The organism is Brevibacillus sp. AG (genome assembly GCF_028369215.1).
GTDB classification, from domain to species: Bacteria; Bacillota; Bacilli; order Brevibacillales; family Brevibacillaceae; genus Brevibacillus; species Brevibacillus porteri.
On sequence record NZ_JAQMYO010000009.1, the window covers coordinates 155,809 to 174,461 of the forward strand.

At 49.7% G+C, this 18,653-nt stretch carries 15 protein-coding genes; 7 read left to right on the forward strand and 8 right to left on the reverse strand.

Features of this window, described 5'->3' with window-relative positions; all coding sequences use genetic code 11:
* Positions 1-72 precede the first annotated feature (72 nt).
* On the forward strand, positions 73-2,748 hold the full coding sequence (locus tag POF51_RS23870) for a YhgE/Pip domain-containing protein (protein WP_271756235.1): 2,676 nt from the start codon (positions 73-75) through the stop codon (positions 2,746-2,748).
* A 140-nt stretch (positions 2,749-2,888) separates the two neighbouring features.
* Complete coding sequence (locus tag POF51_RS23875; protein ID WP_069849977.1) at positions 2,889-3,134, forward strand: hypothetical protein; 246 nt, start codon at positions 2,889-2,891, stop codon at positions 3,132-3,134.
* A gap of 62 nt (positions 3,135-3,196) precedes the next feature.
* Here POF51_RS23875 and POF51_RS23880 read toward each other — a convergent pair whose 3' ends face one another.
* The gene (locus POF51_RS23880) at positions 3,197-4,588 is read right to left on the reverse strand and encodes an MFS transporter (protein WP_069849975.1); all 1,392 of its coding nucleotides are present in this window, start codon (positions 4,586-4,588) and stop codon (positions 3,197-3,199) included.
* A 109-nt stretch (positions 4,589-4,697) separates the two neighbouring features.
* Positions 4,698-5,123 carry a MarR family winged helix-turn-helix transcriptional regulator gene (locus POF51_RS23885; RefSeq protein WP_056489008.1) on the reverse strand — a complete coding sequence of 142 codons (426 nt, stop codon included), beginning with the start codon at positions 5,121-5,123 and terminating at the stop codon, positions 4,698-4,700.
* Between the two features lie 170 nt (positions 5,124-5,293).
* Here POF51_RS23885 and POF51_RS23890 point away from each other — a divergent pair, with 170 nt between their 5' ends.
* Positions 5,294-5,947: a glycosyltransferase gene (locus POF51_RS23890; RefSeq protein WP_069849972.1), complete on the forward strand. Its 654-nt coding sequence runs from the start codon at positions 5,294-5,296 to the stop codon at positions 5,945-5,947.
* 65 nt (positions 5,948-6,012) lie between these two features.
* Here POF51_RS23890 and gcvPB read toward each other — a convergent pair whose 3' ends face one another.
* Genes gcvPB through POF51_RS23905 form a run of 3 tightly spaced genes read right to left on the reverse strand, consistent with a single transcriptional unit; the run spans position 6,013 to position 9,847 of the window.
* Positions 6,013-7,602, reverse strand: coding sequence for an aminomethyl-transferring glycine dehydrogenase subunit GcvPB (gene gcvPB, locus POF51_RS23895; RefSeq protein WP_069849970.1), 1,590 nt, complete (start codon positions 7,600-7,602; stop codon positions 6,013-6,015).
* A gap of 24 nt (positions 7,603-7,626) precedes the next feature.
* Positions 7,627-9,012: an aminomethyl-transferring glycine dehydrogenase subunit GcvPA gene (gcvPA, locus tag POF51_RS23900; protein ID WP_069849968.1), complete on the reverse strand. Its 1,386-nt coding sequence runs from the start codon at positions 9,010-9,012 to the stop codon at positions 7,627-7,629.
* A 52-nt stretch (positions 9,013-9,064) separates the two neighbouring features.
* Positions 9,065-9,847 (reverse strand): SDR family NAD(P)-dependent oxidoreductase, encoded by a 783-nt coding sequence (locus tag POF51_RS23905; RefSeq protein ID WP_069849966.1) that lies wholly within the window; start codon positions 9,845-9,847, stop codon positions 9,065-9,067.
* A gap of 263 nt (positions 9,848-10,110) precedes the next feature.
* Here POF51_RS23905 and POF51_RS23910 point away from each other — a divergent pair, with 263 nt between their 5' ends.
* Both POF51_RS23910 and POF51_RS23915 read left to right on the forward strand, forming a co-directional pair.
* Entirely contained in the window at positions 10,111-11,865 is a 1,755-nt protein-coding gene (locus POF51_RS23910) for a sigma-54 interaction domain-containing protein (protein ID WP_069849963.1), read from the forward strand.
* Positions 11,866-11,924: 59 nt separating this feature from the next.
* Positions 11,925-12,701, forward strand: a complete 777-nt coding sequence (locus POF51_RS23915) for an arylamine N-acetyltransferase family protein (RefSeq protein ID WP_271756242.1) — start codon at positions 11,925-11,927, stop codon at positions 12,699-12,701.
* 156 nt (positions 12,702-12,857) lie between these two features.
* Here POF51_RS23915 and POF51_RS23920 read toward each other — a convergent pair whose 3' ends face one another.
* On the reverse strand, positions 12,858-14,288 hold the full coding sequence (locus POF51_RS23920) for a M23/M56 family metallopeptidase (protein WP_271756244.1): 1,431 nt from the start codon (positions 14,286-14,288) through the stop codon (positions 12,858-12,860).
* Between the two features lie 4 nt (positions 14,289-14,292).
* On the reverse strand, positions 14,293-14,667 hold the full coding sequence (locus tag POF51_RS23925) for a BlaI/MecI/CopY family transcriptional regulator (RefSeq protein WP_017246683.1): 375 nt from the start codon (positions 14,665-14,667) through the stop codon (positions 14,293-14,295).
* Between the two features lie 112 nt (positions 14,668-14,779).
* Between POF51_RS23925 and POF51_RS23930 the strand changes: the two genes are divergently transcribed.
* On the forward strand, positions 14,780-15,448 hold the full coding sequence (locus tag POF51_RS23930) for a class I SAM-dependent methyltransferase (protein ID WP_083261688.1): 669 nt from the start codon (positions 14,780-14,782) through the stop codon (positions 15,446-15,448).
* Positions 15,449-15,496: 48 nt separating this feature from the next.
* Here the strand turns inward: POF51_RS23930 and POF51_RS23935 are convergent, their stop codons facing one another.
* On the reverse strand, positions 15,497-17,035 hold the full coding sequence (locus tag POF51_RS23935) for a hypothetical protein (RefSeq protein WP_069849957.1): 1,539 nt from the start codon (positions 17,033-17,035) through the stop codon (positions 15,497-15,499).
* Between the two features lie 144 nt (positions 17,036-17,179).
* Here POF51_RS23935 and POF51_RS23940 point away from each other — a divergent pair, with 144 nt between their 5' ends.
* On the forward strand, positions 17,180-18,583 hold the full coding sequence (locus tag POF51_RS23940) for a sigma-54 interaction domain-containing protein (protein WP_069849955.1): 1,404 nt from the start codon (positions 17,180-17,182) through the stop codon (positions 18,581-18,583).
* The last annotated feature ends 70 nt before the right edge of the window (positions 18,584-18,653 follow it).

An 18,653-nucleotide genomic window follows, 5' to 3' on the forward strand; every position in this document is an offset into this window, starting at 1 on the left:
CATTTCCTTCCATGGTAAACTGTCATGTGAGTGTAACGATTCATCCATTCTTTCTTACTAGGTGGTACATACATGCGGTCTATATGGAAGATTTACAAAACGGACTGGATTAACATTTTCAAGGTTCCGACTGGGATTTTTCTGATCATCGCCATCATTCTCCTTCCTTGTTTATACGATTGGATCAACATCAAATCAGTATGGGACCCTTACGCCAATACGCAAGGTGTCAAGGTGGCGGTGACGAGCGAGGATCAGGGAGCCACGGTTGGTGACCAAAAGGTCAACATCGGAGACGAGCTCATAAAGAGCTTGCACAACAACCAGAAACTAGGGTGGACCTTTGTGGACAAAGAAGAGGCCAGGCGGGGCGTGGAGCGGGGCGATTACTATGCCAGCATTCTGATCCCAGCTGACTTTTCCACAAAAATTACGGGAATTGTCCATGGCAATCTGAACAAGCCTGAAGTGATCTATACGGTCAATGAAAAGGTGAACGCGGTCGCACCCAAAATCACCTCGTCAGGTGTTTCAGCGATTGCCAAGCAGATCAACGAGAGCTTTACGGAAAGCGTCAGTGAAGCCTTGCTGACGAAGCTTACAGAGATCGGCATTAAAATTGAAGAGCAATTGCCGACCATCCGCAAAATCGAGAGTGGCGTTTTCCAACTAGAAAAAAGCCTGCCCGAGATTCGTGCCGCTGGGCAAAAAGTGTTGGAGATTGAGAAGAAACTTCCCGAGATTCACGAGAAAGCGCAGATCATTTTGGAAGTGGAAAAAAGAATCCCCGAAATCAATCAAGCAGGGCAGGCCGTGCTCAAGATTCAGCAAAACTGGCCGAAAATCAATGAGGCGGCGTCTGTCATTATCGCGATGGAAGACAAGCTGCCGGTGATTGAGCAAGCCGTCGGACGAATTGAAGAGCTGGATCAAAATTTTGATAAAGTCGCAAACGCAGTGACTACGGCCACAGAAAAAGCGAGTCAGGCTATTGAGATCGTTTCGGCTGCTCAGGATGCGTTGCCTCGTATCGCTGATCTGACTGATAAGGGCGCGGCTGTTGCCGATCAGCTCAATGACTTTTTTACGAAGCATGACGGTGCCTTTGAAACGATTGCACCGCTGATCAAGCAAAATCTCATCTTAGCCCAGCAAGCCTCGGATGCACTCACACAACTCACAGATAGACTGTTGCAGATCAATCCGGATCGCCTGCCTACTGCGAGTGAGGTAAATGCCGTGAAAGACAGATTAGCCAGAGCCGTGAATGTTTTGGGGCATACGGCATCGCTTGTAGAGAAAGTAAACAGTTATATTCCTGGACAGCCATTGAGTCATTTCGCAGAGAGGCTGCGCACGATTGAGAACAGAATGAACCGGCAAATCGAGATTCTCGGCATGATTGCAAGTGCGCTGGAAAAAGGCAAGCAGCCTGCGAAAGACTTAGTCGAGAGTCTGAATCAGCTTTCGAAAAACACCAGCGCGGAATTGGGAGACATCCTGTCCCGTTACGATAGCGAAATCGTCCCGAAAATATCCGAGGGCATTGAAAGGCTGAAGGTGATCACAGGAGAATCTGCCGATCTACTGCATAAGGCCCAAGAAAAACTTCCGGATATTGAAGCGATTCTCCAAGAGACAAAGTCGGGCTTGGAGCTGGGATTGGCAGAACTGAAACGAATCCAGCAGGAGATGCCGCAAATACGGGCGCAAGTCCACGAGCTCGCACAAACGCTCAGAAGCAAGTCGGATGCTTTTGCAAATGCCATTCGCGTAGCAGCTCCATTCTTGAAGGGGAATCTTCCTACTATCGGGAAGAAGCTCGACGAGGCAGCGGCATTCGTCCAGAACGATCTGCCTAAAGCGGAGGAGAATTTGACCAAGCTGGCTGATTTTGTGCGCTACAAGCTCCCGGAGGTGGAGGCAGGAGTCCACAGAGTTGCCGCATTGGTTCGCGATGATCTGCCAAAGCTGGAGAGTGCCATTGGGCAGGCAGCTGACAAGCTGAGAGAAGTCGAGGCGAACAACAACTTCGCCGATCTTGCCAAGCTATTGCGCGGCGACATTAAAAAAGAGAGCGAATTCCTCGCAAGTCCCGTGCAGATCAAGGAAAACCGCCTATATCCGATTCCGAATTACGGTTCGGCCATGTCACCTTTTTACGGTGTGCTGTCTCTTTGGGTAGGTGCGACCTTGTTGATTTCTCTGCTGAAGCCGAATGCGGAAAATCCGGGCGGAGTGTACAAGCCGTATCAGTTGTACCTGGGCCGCTTGGGAACGTTCGCGACCATCGGGCTACTTCAGGCGTTGTTCGTCACGCTCGGTGATATTTACATCCTCGGGGCCTATGTGGCGGATAAAGCTCCGTTTGTGTTATTCGGTATGCTGATCAGCCTAGTGTTCGTTACGATTACGTACACGCTGGTGTCCGTTTTCGGCAACGTGGGCAAAGGCATAGCGATCATCTTCATGGTATTTCAATTTTCCAGCTCGGGCGGTACGTTCCCGATCAGCATGACTTCACCGTTTTTCCAAGCGCTGAACCCATACATGCCCTTCACGTATGCGATCAGCCTGTTGCGTGAAGGTGTGGGCGGCATCCTCTGGGAAACGGCGATTCGGGATATTCTCGTATTATTCGGCTTTATCGGGATCAGCCTGTTTGTGGCGCTCGCGCTGAAGCGTCCGTTGAGCGGACTTATTGAAAAGTCGATGGAGAATGCGAAGAAGACCAAGATTATTGGGTAAAGGATACACGGAAGTCGTTTGAATAGAGCAGGGTGTCCTCACGTAGATATCACTACTGGAGGGCACCCTTTTTTCAAGGACAAGTGTTATATGGTTTGGTAAAATATAGGTGGTTTGTGAATCGTAAAGGGGAGTGAACCATGGGGAGATGGTTTGGATACATTCTACTGACGATTTTGATAGGCGGTATGTGCTTTTTTATCATTACGCCAGAAATCACCTTGATATTGAGTATGTTCGTCATTATCGGAACCCTGTTTTATATTGTACACATTTTGAAAAATGAATTGCCTAGATTAGTCCAGGCACGGCTGGAAAGACGATTCCACAAGACCGAAAAAAGCCTCGAGGAATTACAAAACCTGTACAAGCAGGAGACTGAATAGGGATGTTTGGGGAGAGGGCGCCTACTGCTGGTGCCCTCTCTATATGAGTAAAGGACACCTTTTTAAGGTGTCCTTTTTTCTTGAACAGGTACGGAACGTGTTGCCAGTCGGGCAGCAGATGCCAGCCCTAGTAGGACGATGAACGTCTGAAGGAGCAGGGAAACGGTAATCCCAACAGAAAGTGAAAACTCAAAGGCAGTCATCACAGACACGATGGCACCCCCCATCCCAATGACAATCGCTGGTGTGAACGTGTCGGCGATAGAAATTTCAGCAGATACTTTTCCTTCTTCACCAGGCTTTGCAAGAGAAAACGCAATCGCACCGCTTGTCGGGTGAGCCAAACCGATTCCGAAGCCCATAATGATCTGGCTAAAAATCGCGACCACGATACCGAAAAGGTCTTGTTGAATCAACGTCAGCGGTACGGTGCAAGCGACCCCGATGAGCATAATGACGAGACCGATGATAATTCGTTTTTTTCGACCAGCTCCTTGGTCTTTCTTGTCCAGCTTTGCTTGTACATTGGCTGCCAGCGACCAACTGATTGCTGCGGAGGCAACAGCTAAACCAGCTTTGTCGGCGGTTAATCCTAAAATCGAGGTGAGTCCAAGGACAAGATACGTTTGTGTGCCGTAATAGGCAGCGACAAAAAGACCCCGAGACGCAATGACAGCAGGTAAGCCTGAGCGTGCGACGAGCGTTCCTTTCGGCATCAGCTTATATAATGGGACACTGAGGGTGAGCAAACCCGCGATGGATAGCAGGAAACCGTAGATGGAGGGAATTTTGCCGAGTCCAAAAAGCAAGGCACCAGTCCCTAGAGCCAAGAAAAAAGGCAGAAGAAGACTACGATTGTTTGCCGCACCTGCATTTGGCGGCTGTAAGCCTCGGAAAGAGGGAGTAGTTAAGAGTGCAGACAGAAAGATAAAGGGAAGGATCAACCAGAAGACATATCTCCACGACAACTGTTCAGCAATAATGCCGGCGACATAGGGTCCGAACAAGCCTGGAAGGATATAAGCGCTGGAGAAGACAGCGAGAATCTGAGGGCGAAGGGAATCAGGGTAACGCAAAGTAATCATGGTATACACGCAATTGACCAAGGCACCGGCTCCGAATCCTTGCATGACTCGCCCGAGCAGTAAAGTAAGCATATCTGGCGCAATTGCAGCAACTATAATTCCAACAGCAAAGAGCACGATCGTGACAATAAAAGGCTGGGCAGGCCCTTTTCTATCGACGAATTGACCTGTGACTACGGTTCCAATCAGCTGAGCTAACAAATAAGCACTGAATACCCACCCATAAAGATCCTCTCCCTGTAGCTCTCGGGAAAGACCGGGGGCGATTGTCGTGACAGCCAAGCCTTCAAATGCTGTAGCAGTCACTACAAGAATAATACCAATCGTCAACGCTCGGTAATGTGTGCTCCAAATCCCTTCTGTGCTCATCATTTTCACTCCTTTTTTGTATATATTCCGTCCTTAAAGTTGTTATAAAAACTGTTGTTATAACAACTAATTATATACAAAAAATGGCATCCTGCAATATGTTTTGTTTTTACAAGTTTTTCACGTTCTCATAAATGATATTGAGTGTTCTTCGAAATTGGTTCACTTCTTCTTCGGTCAATCCTGCAATGGTTTTCTCGTACGCTTCAATGGAGGGAGGAAGGACCTCGTCTTTTAAAAGTCGCCCTTTTTCCGTCAGATAGACACGAAGGGAGCGGCGATCCTTCTTATCTGTTTCGCGATGAATGAACCCTCTTTCTTCCATGAGAAAGAGCATCCGCGCGATATTCGTTTTATCCTTGTAGGTGCGCTCTGCCAACTCGTTCTGGGTCAAACCTTCTTCTTCCCATAACACGACAAAAATCATCCACTGATCGATAGTGATGTTGTACGGATTGCATACTTTTTGATAATAGTTGTTCAGTTTTAAATCCGTTCGTTTCACGATGACGCCGATATACTCATCTAATTTCATTGCGAAACCTCCTAGGTTAGGTAGTCCGTGCAATTGTTGCTAATGACAACTATAAGGATGCCTCGGACAAGTGTCAATTTGCAGGACTCATGTGTTAGACGCATGAAAAAGCCAATTTTGCTCAAAATAACAGCGGGCTTCACTACTTATCAAAAAAGGAGAAGGAATAAATGACTCCAGTGTTCAGGAAAGTAACATTGCTGATGATTTGCGTGGCATTACTTGGTGTGCCGAGTATGGCAGCAGCCAAGGAATCGAAAGGAAATGTACAGCAGGCAGAATGTATAAAGCCGAAAGAAGTAAAGCTGCAGGGCGATATGCGTAGGCTCTGGATTGACCATTTGCTGTGGGACCACACCTATATGGTAAGCGCCTTGGCAGGGCTGGAAGACAAAGACGCCGTACAGGCACGTCTCTTGAAAAACCAGGTCGATATCGGGAACGCAATGAAGCCGTATTACGGAGAGGAAGCAGGTAAAAAGCTTACCGAATTGCTGACCGAGCATATTACGATAGGCGGCAAAATCATTGACGCAGCCAAAAAAGGCGATCAGGCTACTGTAGCAAAGCTTGATAAGGAGTGGCACCGTAATGCGGATGAGATCGCCAAGTTCTTAAGCAGCGCCAACCCTAATTGGACTGAGAAGGAACTAAAAGAGATGATGTCCGTGCATCTGAAGCTGCTCACGGATAATCTCCAGGCGAGATTGAAAAAAGACTGGGAAGCGGATATTGCTGCATTTGATCAAGGTGAGGATCACATCATCTCATTGGCGGATGTCCTGACAGCAGGCATCATTAAGCAGTTCCCGAATCAGTTCTAAAAGAAACCTCCCCAACGAAAAGAACGCCAGCACTTGTCGTATTCCGTGCTGGCGTTTCTTTCTTTTTATCCTTGTGCCGTCTTTTTCAAATAAGCTCTCCATGTGATGCACCATTGATCAGGATCATCGAGTACGGACTCTAGGACACGGTGACCTGTACTATTGTGCGGCGCTGTTTTGACGATCTCCGGATTCTCATAGGCTTCCTGTGAAATATGGGTTAGTGCCGCAACGTATTCGTCGAGCTCTGCCATGGAATAGGACTCCGTCGGTTCCAGTGTAAACGGCTCTGGCACGACGTACGGGTGGTGACTGGTCCAGTAATGGTGGGCAAAGTCGATCATGCGGCGTTGAACATCATACGTCGTGACGCCCGTGTCTTCTTTTAGCTGCTGCCAGCTATAGCGAACCTGCTCCAGGCGTCGACCTTGTATATAGGGCGCGCTTGCACCGCGGATTTGCAGGATTTTGTGATAGAGATAGTTGTTGTTAAGGCAAGCGATTTCGGCAACTTCCCTCAAGCCGTCAGCACCAAGTGCACGGACCCAAGCGTAGGAGCGCAGGACAGCAGGTGGTACACCGTAAAAGCTGCGGACTTTCCCGATGCTGTTTTTCAAATCACGCTTATAGAAGTAACGCTCTCCGTCGAAGTCTACGATCGGTCCTGGCAGGAATGGCGCAAGCTCGGCAGTGACCCCAATGGCACCTGTTGCAGGTCCGCCGCAAGCGTGAGGAACGGAGAAGGTTTTGTGCAGGTTGAAGAAGCACATGTCAAAGCCTGCTTCCAGCGCGCGGGTAATGCCGAGCAAACCGTTGGCGTTTGCTTGGTCGTAGCAGCACAGCCCCCCTGCGGCGTGAACGACATCTGTGAACTCCTTGATGCGGGAGTTGTAAATGCCAGTATCCTCTGGATTCGCTACGGCAAAGGCAGCGGTTCGCTCGGATACGAGACCTTTTAGCGCTTCCAGATCAGGATAGCCGTTTTCGTCGGCTGGTACATATATGATTTTGAAGCCTTTGACTGTCGCTGTCGCTGCTTGGGACGGGTGGGAAAAATGGGTGGTAATAAACTCGTTGCGCTGTTCTCCTTCGCCGCGAGCTTCGTGGTATTTGCGCACGATAGAGGCTTGGGTAAACAACGCCTGTGTGCCGCTGCCCGGTTGGAACGAGAATTTGTCCATTCCTGAAATCTCGCGCAAGTATAGATCGAGCTGATACGTCATCTCCAGCATCCCCTGGACAGTGGACTCGTCTTGCAGCGGATGCAGCTCCGCCATTTTCGGCGAGCGTACGAAGCGTTCATTGATTTTCGGGGAGTATTTCATCGTGCAGGTGCCTTGCCCGATCTCGACGTTGAAATCCGACCCCAGAACCTCCTGCGAAATGCGGGAGTAATGACGGATCACGCGGTACTGACTAATCTCGGGAAGATTCGGCCGTTTTTTCCGACGTAGGCTGTCTGGCAGCGAAGAGATGCCATCGCCTACGGTCTCCACGATTTGTGGCTCGACGGGTGGTACTTCGACGCCACGCTCACCGGGCTGGCTCAGCTCGAAAATGACAGGCTCATCCCATTTTGCTTGGTGGAAGCGGCGTACCTTATGATCTCTCGGAATCCGTTTCATTTTGTCGATTGTTCCTTCGGATGTTTTCATGGTCGGTTTCCTCCTTTTTCGTTTTTACAAAATGCTTGTGATGGCAGCGACGAGTGTATCGATATCCTCCTGGGTATGAACCTCCGTGACGCAGTAGAGCGCAGATTGACCCAATTCCGGGTAGTGTTCAGTCAAATCAACTCCGCCGAAAATTCCTTTGGCGAGAAGAGCAGCGTTGATGTCTTTGACGGTTTTGCCTGTTTGCGAAAAGTCGATCACGAACTCTTTGAAGAAGGGAGCGGCGAATTTGGCCTCGACTCCGGGAATGGAAGAGAGCTGTTTGGCGGCGTATTGGGAGCGCTGCATGATGCCTTGCCCGACTTCTTCCATGCCTACAGGTCCCATCGTCGCCAAGTACACGCCTGCGGTAATGCCCCATAGCGCGGTTTGTGTTCCAACGGACTCTTTGCCTTTTTCACGCTTGGCAAAAGAGGTGCGGTCGTACGCGACGTCCCCGAAGCCGTATTCGCCTTCGACCTCTGTCGGAGCGATTCCGAACAAGCGGGACGGATATTCCATGACGTAGGTCGGATCGTCATGCGTCGCGATAAAGCCGGATTGCCCACCGCCGTAATGCATGTGTACGCCAAGCGGCTGCAAATCTCCGCACACAATGTCCGCGCCGTAATTCGCCGGAGATTCCATCACGCCGAGAGAGATGGGATCGACACCGACTACGCAAATGGCACCAGCAGCATGAGCCAAGTCCGCAATCATCTGTCCGTTTACTTCCACTGAGCCGAGGAAGGTCGGGTTTTCGAAGTAAACCGCTGCTGTATCCACACTGAGCTTTGCTTTTAAATCATTCAGGTCAAGACTGCCTGTTTCGTTCTCAAAATCGATCGAGGTGACAGTAAGATCAGGAGACGTATAGTTTTTGATGATCAAGAGCTTGTCGGGATGGATATTTTTCGAGACCAGTAGCTCTGTGCGTTTGGTGATACGTGCTGCCATGCGCAGAGCAGTGGAAGCAGCCTGTGCCCAGTCAAAGGTCGGAACGTTTACGACATCCATATCGACCAGTTCAGCTACGAGGCTTTGGTATTCGAACAACGCCTGAAAGCGCCCCTTGTCTTCGTAAGGCTCTCCAGCATACGCCGTCAGAAACTCCGCGCGGGAGTTGATTTCATCACAGACAGCCGGAACAAAATGCGGCCAGCAGCCTGCGCCGAGGAAGCTGATATTTTCTTTTGTGGTTTGGTTTTTGTTCATCAGCTGGTTGACGTGGCGCTCCAGCTCATACTCGGTCAAAGCTTTCGGGATGTTCATTTTTTCTTGTAGGCGCAGCTCTCGAGGAATGTCCGCATAGATATCTTCGATGCTGGAAAAGCCGATTTCGGTAAGCATTTTCTCTTTGACTTCAGGTGCAGAATTCGGAATATACGGGTGGGCATAACGCTGTACGCTCATCTCATGGTTCCTCCATCTCTTCATTGGAATATTCAGTCGCAATAACGATCAATTAAGCCAAACCGCCGCCGTCGACGACCAGTACGGAACCCGTCACCCAGGATGACAGGTCGCTGGCAAAGAACAGGACAGCATTGGCAATATCTTGCGGAGAACCGAGACGCTCCAGCGGACGTCCTTGGGCGGAGGAGACGAGGAATGCTCCTTCTTCCTTTTCCAGCTGGCGCGCTTCTTCACGCAACAGAGGTGTGTCGGTATCGCCGGGTGACACGCAATTTACACGGATATTTTCCGGACCGTGGTCAATCGCCATTGCCCGCGTCAGGTTGACGACGCCTGCTTTTGCCGCGCAGTAGGCCGCAGCCTTGTCACCGCCCTTGATGCCCCAGCCAGAGCCAGTGTTAATGATGCTGCCTCCGCCTGTTTTTGCCATGACCGGTATGACGAATTTCGAGAGGTTGTAAGCCCCCTTCAAGGAGACATCGATGACCAGATCCCAATCATCTTCTGCCAGCTCGACGACCGTCTTTCTTCTAATCACGCCTGCGTTGTTGAACAAAATATCGATGCGACCGTACGCTTCCTCGATCGCTTGCGTTACTTCGCGACAATCCTGTTGGGAAACGACATTGCATGTAAAATAACGGGCTGACCCACCCTCCGCTACGATTTCCTGTGCCGCCTTTTCCCCGAGCTCCTCGTTGATATCAAGCAGCATGACGTTTACTCCGAATTGAGCCAGTCGTTTCGCTGTTGCAAGTCCGATACCGGAAGCAGCGCCAGTTACCAAGGCTACCTTTCCTTGCAAATGGAATACCTCGTTCGTGTTTACCATGGTTGATCACTCCCCTTAGATGAAAAGTTAATAATGCAATCACTGTGCCAAGTATGGAATGGACTCTGCCGAGTAACATGCTCCTTGCTTGATCGCCAAAACAGCTGATTTTAAGAGGGTCTGACTGTGTTTCGTACCGTCCTGGCGGTGACAAAAGTGGCAATGAGTTGTCATTATTGGCAAACATCAGTGGTAAAATGTTTGTGAACTATCTAAATATTTCATAAAATAGAGAGCAAGGACAATCAACAGGGAGGATATCCATGGTTTCGTTGGATCTGTGCAAACCAGCCATCGAAAAGGTCATTACTAGCATTTCAGATATATTGAACGTGGATGCTGCGGTGATTAACGAGCGCGGCCTCTTGGTCGTGAGTACGGAGCGCTACTTGAAACAAAAAGGTGAAAATGTGCATGTGCCCTCGATTGAATTCGTGTTGGCAAAAGGTCAGTATGTGGTAGACAAACCCGGCTCTATGGAAATGTGCAAAGGATGCCGTTTTCTCGACAGCTGTCCCGCCAAAGTAGAGCTGCTCTCTTCTATTAAGGTAGCCAATCATGCAATCGGGGTCGTTTCCCTCACATCCTTTACGAAGGAAGGTCAAAATCGCCTATCCAAGCATACAGAGAGATACCAGCAAATCCTGACAGAAGTCAGCGAGATGATTACGGCGATTGTACAGTCTCATGCGACGAGACAGATCGAATCGTCTGATGACTCCATGCGACTGTTGGAGGGAGCGCTGGATACCGTTGCCGATGCGTATTTCACCTTTGACCGAAGTGGCAATGTCATTCATACGAACGCCAGCGCGCGTAGACTGCTGTCCCAGCATGAACTGCTGCCAGCGGAGGTTTCACGGATGCTGCTGCCGTCATTATCCGGGATGGCCGCACATTCCTTGCCGATCGCCAATTGTCTCGTTGACAAGCTGGATGCTCCCACCGAGGCCACGCCGATCATCGTCAACAATCAGCTCATTGGCGGCGTGCTTCGCGTGCAGAGGGGATCGCTTACCGTTCCGCGTTTGCTGGATCATCAAGGGAGCCGATCGTCTGGCAAAGTGGATAGCTTGGCTCAAATCGTAGGAAATAGCCCAGCCATCAAACAGGTCAAAGAAATGGCGATGAAAATCGGTAACAGCAGCTCTACGGTACTAATTACCGGCGAAACAGGGACAGGCAAAGGACATCTGGCAAAAGCGATTCATGAGGCAAGCACACGCGCTTACTACCCGTTTGTCGCGATCAATTGTGCCAGCATTCCGGAAAATTTGTTCGAAAGCGAATTGTTTGGTTACGAGGATGGTGCTTTTACCGGAGCCAAAAAGGGAGGAAAGCCAGGGCGGTTCGAAATGGCAGAGGGAGGTACGCTTTTTCTGGATGAAATCGGCGATATGCCGCTCTCGTTGCAAGCAAAGCTGCTGCACGTCTTGCAGGAAAAGGTCGTGGAACGCATCGGCAGCACGCGATCGTTTCCTATCAATGTACGAATCATCGCGGCAACGAACCAGAATCTGGAGGAGCTCGTGGAGAAAAAAGCGTTTCGTGCCGACTTGTACTATCGGTTGAACGTCATTCCCATTCACGTCCCGTCACTCGCAGAGCGTAAGGAAGACATCGAGCTCTTGGCCGTTTCATTTATGGAGAAGTACGGAGAGCAAGCAGGACGCACCTTCTTCGGAATAGCACGAGAGGCGATCAACCTGCTCACGCACTATCACTGGCCGGGCAATGTGCGGGAGCTGGAAAACGCCATCGAGTACGCCATGAACATGGAGCAAGACACGGTACTGACTGTCGACAGCTTGCCTCCGCGCCTTCGTGCTCTTCCTCTAATGGCTCCTTCACATTCAGGTCCAGCTATCAAAGCAAGGGTCGCCGATGCACAAGCGGAGGCAATTCGCGCTTCGTTGCAAAAGCACGGCAGTGATTTGAAAGGAAAGCAGCGGGTGGCTGAAGAACTCGGGATCGGGCTACGCACCTTGTATCGGAAGCTAAAGCTGCTCGGTATATAAGGAAATCGAGCTGGAGCCTGGCGTATACTTGAGGGAGAGCCTATTTAGGGGGAAGAAGCATGAGTGAGCTAAATGCCTTATTTCGGAAAAGAATCGGCATGCCAGAAAATGAAACGATTACCTTCGATACATTGGATCGCCTCCTTGATCTGACAGCATTGGCGATTCCTTTTGAAAACCTGTGCATTGTGGATGAGCGAACAAGGGTAATCTCTAGACAGTCCATCATGGAGAAGATATTGGTCAGAAACGAAGGCGGTCTTTGCTACGAACTCAATCCGATGCTGTATTTCTTCTTGCTGGAAAATGGATTTGACGCCCATCTGATTCGTGGAGTTGTATACAGACAGAACGTTGGCGAGTATTACACGATTGGTCGAACGCATGCCACGATTTTGCTTGCCTATGAGGGGCAAACGTATTTGCTCGATACGGGTTTTGGTTCGAACCTGCCGTTGAAGCCTGTTCCGTTAACCGGGGAGACCGTCTCTTCGCGCAATGGTGAGTTTCGGATCAAGAAAGAGCAGACGGAATATGGCGATTATGTACTCGAAATGAAGCTGCGGCACAAGGATACGGACTGGAGGATCGGCTATACGTTTGATTCGCAGAAGCTGGTGACGGATGAAACGGAATTAAACGAGATTCAGACGATTATCGCCGATCATGAACAGTCTCCCTTCAATAAAAGCCCTTTGCTTACGCAGCTGACGGAGAGCGGCAATGTTACGTTGACGAACAGTTCTTTTACGCAATGGGTGGATGGCGTTATGACGAAAGAAGAGATTGACAGCGAGCGGTTCAAAGAGCTGGCGAAACAGCATTTTCAGTTATAAGAAGAAAGCGGAAACGATTGCGAGAAAGGCTATGAAAACAAGGATAAAGACCACTCTAGTAGAAACGTGAAAATATTCAACATGGTTTGAATCCGAATTCTATATTTCGTTGAAAACCCATCAGACGTTCTTGTCCTGATGGGTTTTTGCATGAGGTTACTCTTGTGTTTTCCCATTCTCCAACAGCTTCGTCGGATCAACGGGTGTACCATTTTCGAGAATCTGGAAAGCAAGATGCGGTCCTGTGCTACGTCCCGTACTTCCTAACAGACCAATGAGCTGGCCTTGGGTCACAGTAGCTCCAGCGGTGACCTCCAGTTTTTCCAAATGAGAGTAAACCGTTTGATACCCGTCTTCATGCTCCAGAATGACCTGGTTGCCTTTCCTTGTTTTTGTATCGTATTCAGCTTTGAGCACCTTACCTGCCGCGGCTGCTTTTACTGGAGTGTTCAGGTTGTTGATGATGGAGAGGCTGGTTTGATCGGGTGCGCTTCTCGTTTCCCCTTCTGCTGGTACAGAGAAGGTGACCTCGTTCCCGAGCACTTTTTTTGCATCGGTCAAAGTGAAGACGCCTAAAGCAAAGACGACCACGATACCAGATAGAGTCCACGTATACGCTCGTTTTTGAAAGTGACGAATCATTTCTATTCTCCTTTTCACCTGTTTTTTGGAGCTGGAGAACCCGGCTGTGAAGCGAATCTGTTTGGGACAGGCATACAGCTCGAGCATTTTGATCATGGTGTATCCGTAGCGAGGTACCTCTGTCTCCTGCAAATAAGTCAAAGCCAAGGCATCACAAGCCATTTCCTGATCCTGACGCATGCGGGAAGCAGCGTACCATAACAGCGGGTTGAACCAGTTGAGGATCAGAAGCACGCTCATGATGCTGTTCACAGGAATATCTCGTCTTTTCCAATGCGCCAGCTCATGCAAAAAGATGTGGCGCAGCTCATGCTCGTTGAGCTTGTCCAAAAGATTTTCCGGCAGCCAGATTTGCGGTCGCAAGATTCCCATCAAGGCAGGGCTTGTCATCTGATGACTCAAGCGTAGGGGAATGGATTTGGTGATGCCCATCTGTTTTTGGCATTGGGAAAAGACGCGCAAAATAGCTTCATCCTGTACGAACACATCGTTTTTTAGCTGAGAGAGCAATCGGTATGCACTGCGAGTCATGGTGATAGCGAAAATGGCGACACCGCCGATCCAGATGAGGGAAAGCAGGCTGATACAGGAAAAGCTCGCTTCGTTTGCTAGAGAGGCATCTGGCTGGAGGGCAAATTCATGCGGATGCAAAGCCTCTGTAGTGAGAACAATCGGTTCCGTAGGCGGGTGCGTTTCCTGTATGGATGTCCACGGGGAAGTAGGCAGCCAGTTATACAAACTGATCGTGCTGTCTATGGACCAAGGAACCGCGAGCTTCCAGAGAAGCAGGAACCATACGGCATGGTGCCAGCGGATGGGGAAATGCTTTTTGCCGAGCTGCTGGCAGAGCAAGATCAAGAGCACAAGAAGACTAGCTTCGATGGAGTTAGACAGTGTCCACGTAAATGCTTGATTGAGGGTGAGTGTGAGCCATTGCCAATCCACCAGCTTATTTCTCCTTTTCGGAAAGGATTTTTTTTAGCTCGTCAATCTCTTGGGAGGAGAGCTTTTCTTCTTTTAAAAAGTGAACCAGCATGGGCTTTAAGGCTCCGCCGTACACTCGCTGCAAAAAGGATTGGCGCTCTTGGCGCTTGCATTCTTCCTCAGTGAGCACAGGAGAGTAATAGTAGACGCGATTGACCTGCTCATAGGTGAGAATACCCTTTTGCAACAAGCGGCTGAGCAAGGTTTTGATTGTGTTGTCTTTCCACGTCTTGTTGTCTCGCAGGGTGTGGATGACATCGGCTGCTGTAGCGGGGGACTTTGCCCAGATGACCTTCATAATCTCCCACTCGGCATCCGAGATTCGCGGTTGCTCGTCCAAGTAAGACACCTCCGTCGATTACATTTGTAGTCGTTGTTTCTTTTTTAAGATTACACATGTAGTCAACAGGTGTCAACTATCATTTTTGTAAATCCGTTCCAGATGACCGTGATTGGAAGATGATAAGCGAATTGGTACACTGAAGAAAAAGCGGATAAAGGCTGTGATAAGCATGAATCTGGCAGAGCAGTTTGGCGATATTGATATTTACTTGTTTGATCAGTTGTTAAAGGGACGGGTTACGAAGGAAATGCAGATACTCGATGCTGGCTGCGGCTCGGGGCGGAATTTGGTCTACTTTTTGCAAAATGGCTATACAGTGTATGCGGTTGACCAATCGGCAAAAGCTATCGAGGCTGTACAGCAAATGGCATCGCAACTGGCGCCGAACTGGTCAGCGGAGCGTGCTCGTGTGGAACCGATTGAGAGCATGAGCTTTGAAAACGAAAGCTTCGATTTCATCATCAGTAATGCCGTTCTCCATTTTGCTGAAAACGAAGAGCATTTTCGCCAGATGCTAGAGGAGCTGTGGCGGGTACTGAAGCCAGGAGGAATTCTATTTATGCGTCTTGCTTCCTCGATCGGGATTGAGGATGCTGTGCAGCCAATAGGGAATGAACGTTATTTGTTGCCGGACGGAAGCACCCGTTTTCTCGTAAATGAACGGACGATGGTGGGCATGACGGAAAAAATGCAAGGTGTGTTCCTGGAGCCAATCAAAACGGTGAACGTAGCTGGACAGCGTTGCATGAGTACGTGGGTCATCAAAAAGAATGCCTAAGCACGAAAAGCCGCCTTCCTATAGGAGAGGCGGCGTCTTTTTTCTCACTCAAAAATCACGTGTCTGATCAAAAATAGCAAAAAGCTCGTCCACATTTACTTCCACACCCGTAGTAGCTAAATTCTGTTTTGCCGACTGAAGCAGCTCATCGAGCACAACGAAAATTTCTTCTCGCTCAACTGTTTCAATAAAGCCAGTCCGGCGATCCATTTTGTTGAAAGTCTCTGTGTACTCTTTGACCCATGCACGCAAAGCAGTTTGTATTTCTTCCGCAGTAGTCGCGTCTTCGTTGCTCTGTTTTTCAAGCGCACTGATCGCGGTGTTCATTTTTTTATAGAGACTGGCGGCCTTGTTGGCGTTGGTTGTTGAGATGTGCTCCCTGCCATCCCAATCGCGAAACGGATTGGTCAAATTATTGGCCAGCCATTCGGGCTTGCGCGGCTTGGTGATGGACAAATCCAGCCCATTTTTTACTTCTTTTTTGTAGGCGGCTTTAATGGTCTTCGCCGCTTCTGCTGGAAGGCTTGTCATCCAGAGACTGGAGAGCTTGGGACATTGATCTGGCGAAGGGAACTCGTCCCCTGTGAAGCCAAACAGATCGTAGGTCGTAAACGTCAGTAGCTCCTTCAAGTGCTTGATACTGCCCAGATTACTGAGGGTACCAGGCTTGCCCCACAGACGGAGGTTCTGAAGCGAGGGATACCGCTGGACGAGTGGCTGTAAGTCCAGCTCCGTCACATCGCGCAGATTGAGTCCTCCTAGCTGGTCGAGTCCGCGGTGAAGCGGTAGCGAATCTGAGAATGAGGCGGTCAGCCAATATCCATCTTGTTCGGCTTCTATGAACAGGTTTGATGAAATGGCCTTGTCCAGTATGAGCTCTCGTAGACAATCGTTCAGATGCAGTGACTCCAGCCCGTCCGCGTTTTGGAGAGAGAGTTTACTGAGATGGCTTCCTATCAGATCTAGAGAGGAGCCGTTGGCTTTTTCCAGGTGAAGCTCCAGAATAAACGGATTGCTTTTGACAAAGGCAAGCAAGGAATCGGTGGGCTCCTCTGCGTAGATTCTTGTCAGGCAAGGGAGCTTTTCCAATTCAGAGATGTCCGTCAGGCTTCGCAGGATGTCAGCATGAATGACGTTGTTAGATCTACGCAGGCTCTTCCCGCCCAGCGAAATCATTTTGTCATCATTTGCGGCCTGTTTAAACTGCTTGCGACGCTCCTCGGGAATTTGATTCCACTTGTGTTGACGGTACAGGCTCCCTCCGACATCCCAACTGCCGTAACTCCTTGTCTCTTCTGTTACGAGAGGTGGTATACTCCCTACTTTTATGTAGCCTTTGGGCACCGCTGGATCAACATAGATGTGATCGAGCTTGTTGTTCCAGAAGAAGTAGTCGCAATATAAGGGCTTCATCTGGTGCAGCTCTGATTCATCAGGCAGTGTATCGCTGCTCCAGTCCAGCTCGAGGATACTGATGAGGTTGGATTTGCTCGTGTCAGGCTCTTTTATCGATGTGACCTGGCAAGCTGTGTACTTTTGCAGCTTCTCGACAAAAACACAGTAGATGTCTCCGACTGTGGGTGTCATTCCTACCATCCTTTCCATCTCGCAGGGCTTGTTATTATCGCTATTTTTACATATTTTTCATAGGTTGTCGTTGTTCTTGCTGTTTTCTATAATGAAAAAATAAACATAGATCGGACACAACGGCGTGTGAGAGGCGGCGAAGAGATGATGAGAGAAGAGAGCACACAGAAGTGGATGAGCCGCGTATTAGAGGCCATTGTTGAAACGTCTCGCGATCATTTGTTAATCACGGATCATGAGGGCTACATCCGGCTGGTTGGCGATTCGTCGTATGAAATATATGGCATCGGGAAAGAAGAGCTCTTGGGCAAAAACGTCATCGAGCTGGAAAAAAGGAAGGTTTTTTCTCCATCTGTCACGCGAAAAGTTATGGATGCCAAGACGCCGCAGACGATCATGCAGGAAATACCCGGGGGTCGAAAGCTGATGGTGACGGCGTTTCCCGTCTGGAACGAGGATGGCAGCATGCATTCGATCATCAGCTATTCCCATGACCTGACAGAAATTATGGAATTGAAACGGCGCTACGAGGGTCTGACAGAGCAGCTCAAGCAGTTTGAAACCGAGATTGAGGAGCTGCGCGAAAAGCACCAGGAGGGCTTCGTGGCAGTGAGTCAGCCGATGCAAGCCATTGAGCGTCTCATCAAGAAAGTCGCGGCTGTTGATTCGACGGTCCTGATACTCGGGGAATCGGGTGTAGGGAAAAACGTGATCGCGAAAGAAATTCATCGCAATAGTCGTCGTGCGGGTGGGCAGTTCGTGGAGATCAACTGTGGCTCGATCCCGGAGGGCTTGCTGGAATCGGAGCTGTTTGGTTATGAGGCTGGTTCGTTTACAGGGGCCGCCAAGCAGGGCAAGCAAGGGATTATCGAGATGGCGAATCAAGGGACCCTCCTCTTGGACGAGCTGGGGGAACTGCCGCTGACTTTGCAGGCCAAGCTGTTGAAGGTGATTCAGGAAAAACGGCTGCAACGCGTTGGGAGCACACAGTACCGCGACGTGGATTTTCGTTTGATTGCCGCTACCAATCGCGATTTAGAAAAGATGGTGAAGGAAGGGAAGTTCCGGCAAGACCTGTATTTTCGCCTGAATGTTGTCCCGATCCAAGTCCCGCCGTTACGAAATCGGCCAGAGGATATCGCGGCTCTCCTGAAGCGCGTCGTGCGCTCGCTCAATGAACGATACGGAATGGACAAGCGTCTGGACCCTGCGGTGACACATGCCTTGATGCAGTACGAGTGGCCGGGCAATGTGCGAGAGCTGGAGAACGTCTTGGAGAGAATGGTGGTCACTGCGGACGAAGATGTGATCACTTCCCAGCATCTGCCTGCGGAAATCAGGTTGGCAGGGGAAGAGCAGGCAGCCATGGAGCCGAGTCTGGCCACTTCCAAGATGTCGCTTCGGGAAGCACTAGAGCAGGTAGAGGAAAAATGGCTACGCTATGCATCCGAGCACTGCCGGACCACGGGGGAAATCGCGGAGTTTCTCGGAATTAGCCAGCCCTCTGTCGTGCGGAAGCTGCAAAAATATCGGATTCGTTCCAAGTGATTCAAAAATGAATAGTTTATTCAAAAATGAATCGAACATTCTGGTGTTTTCGATTCATTTTTGAATAATT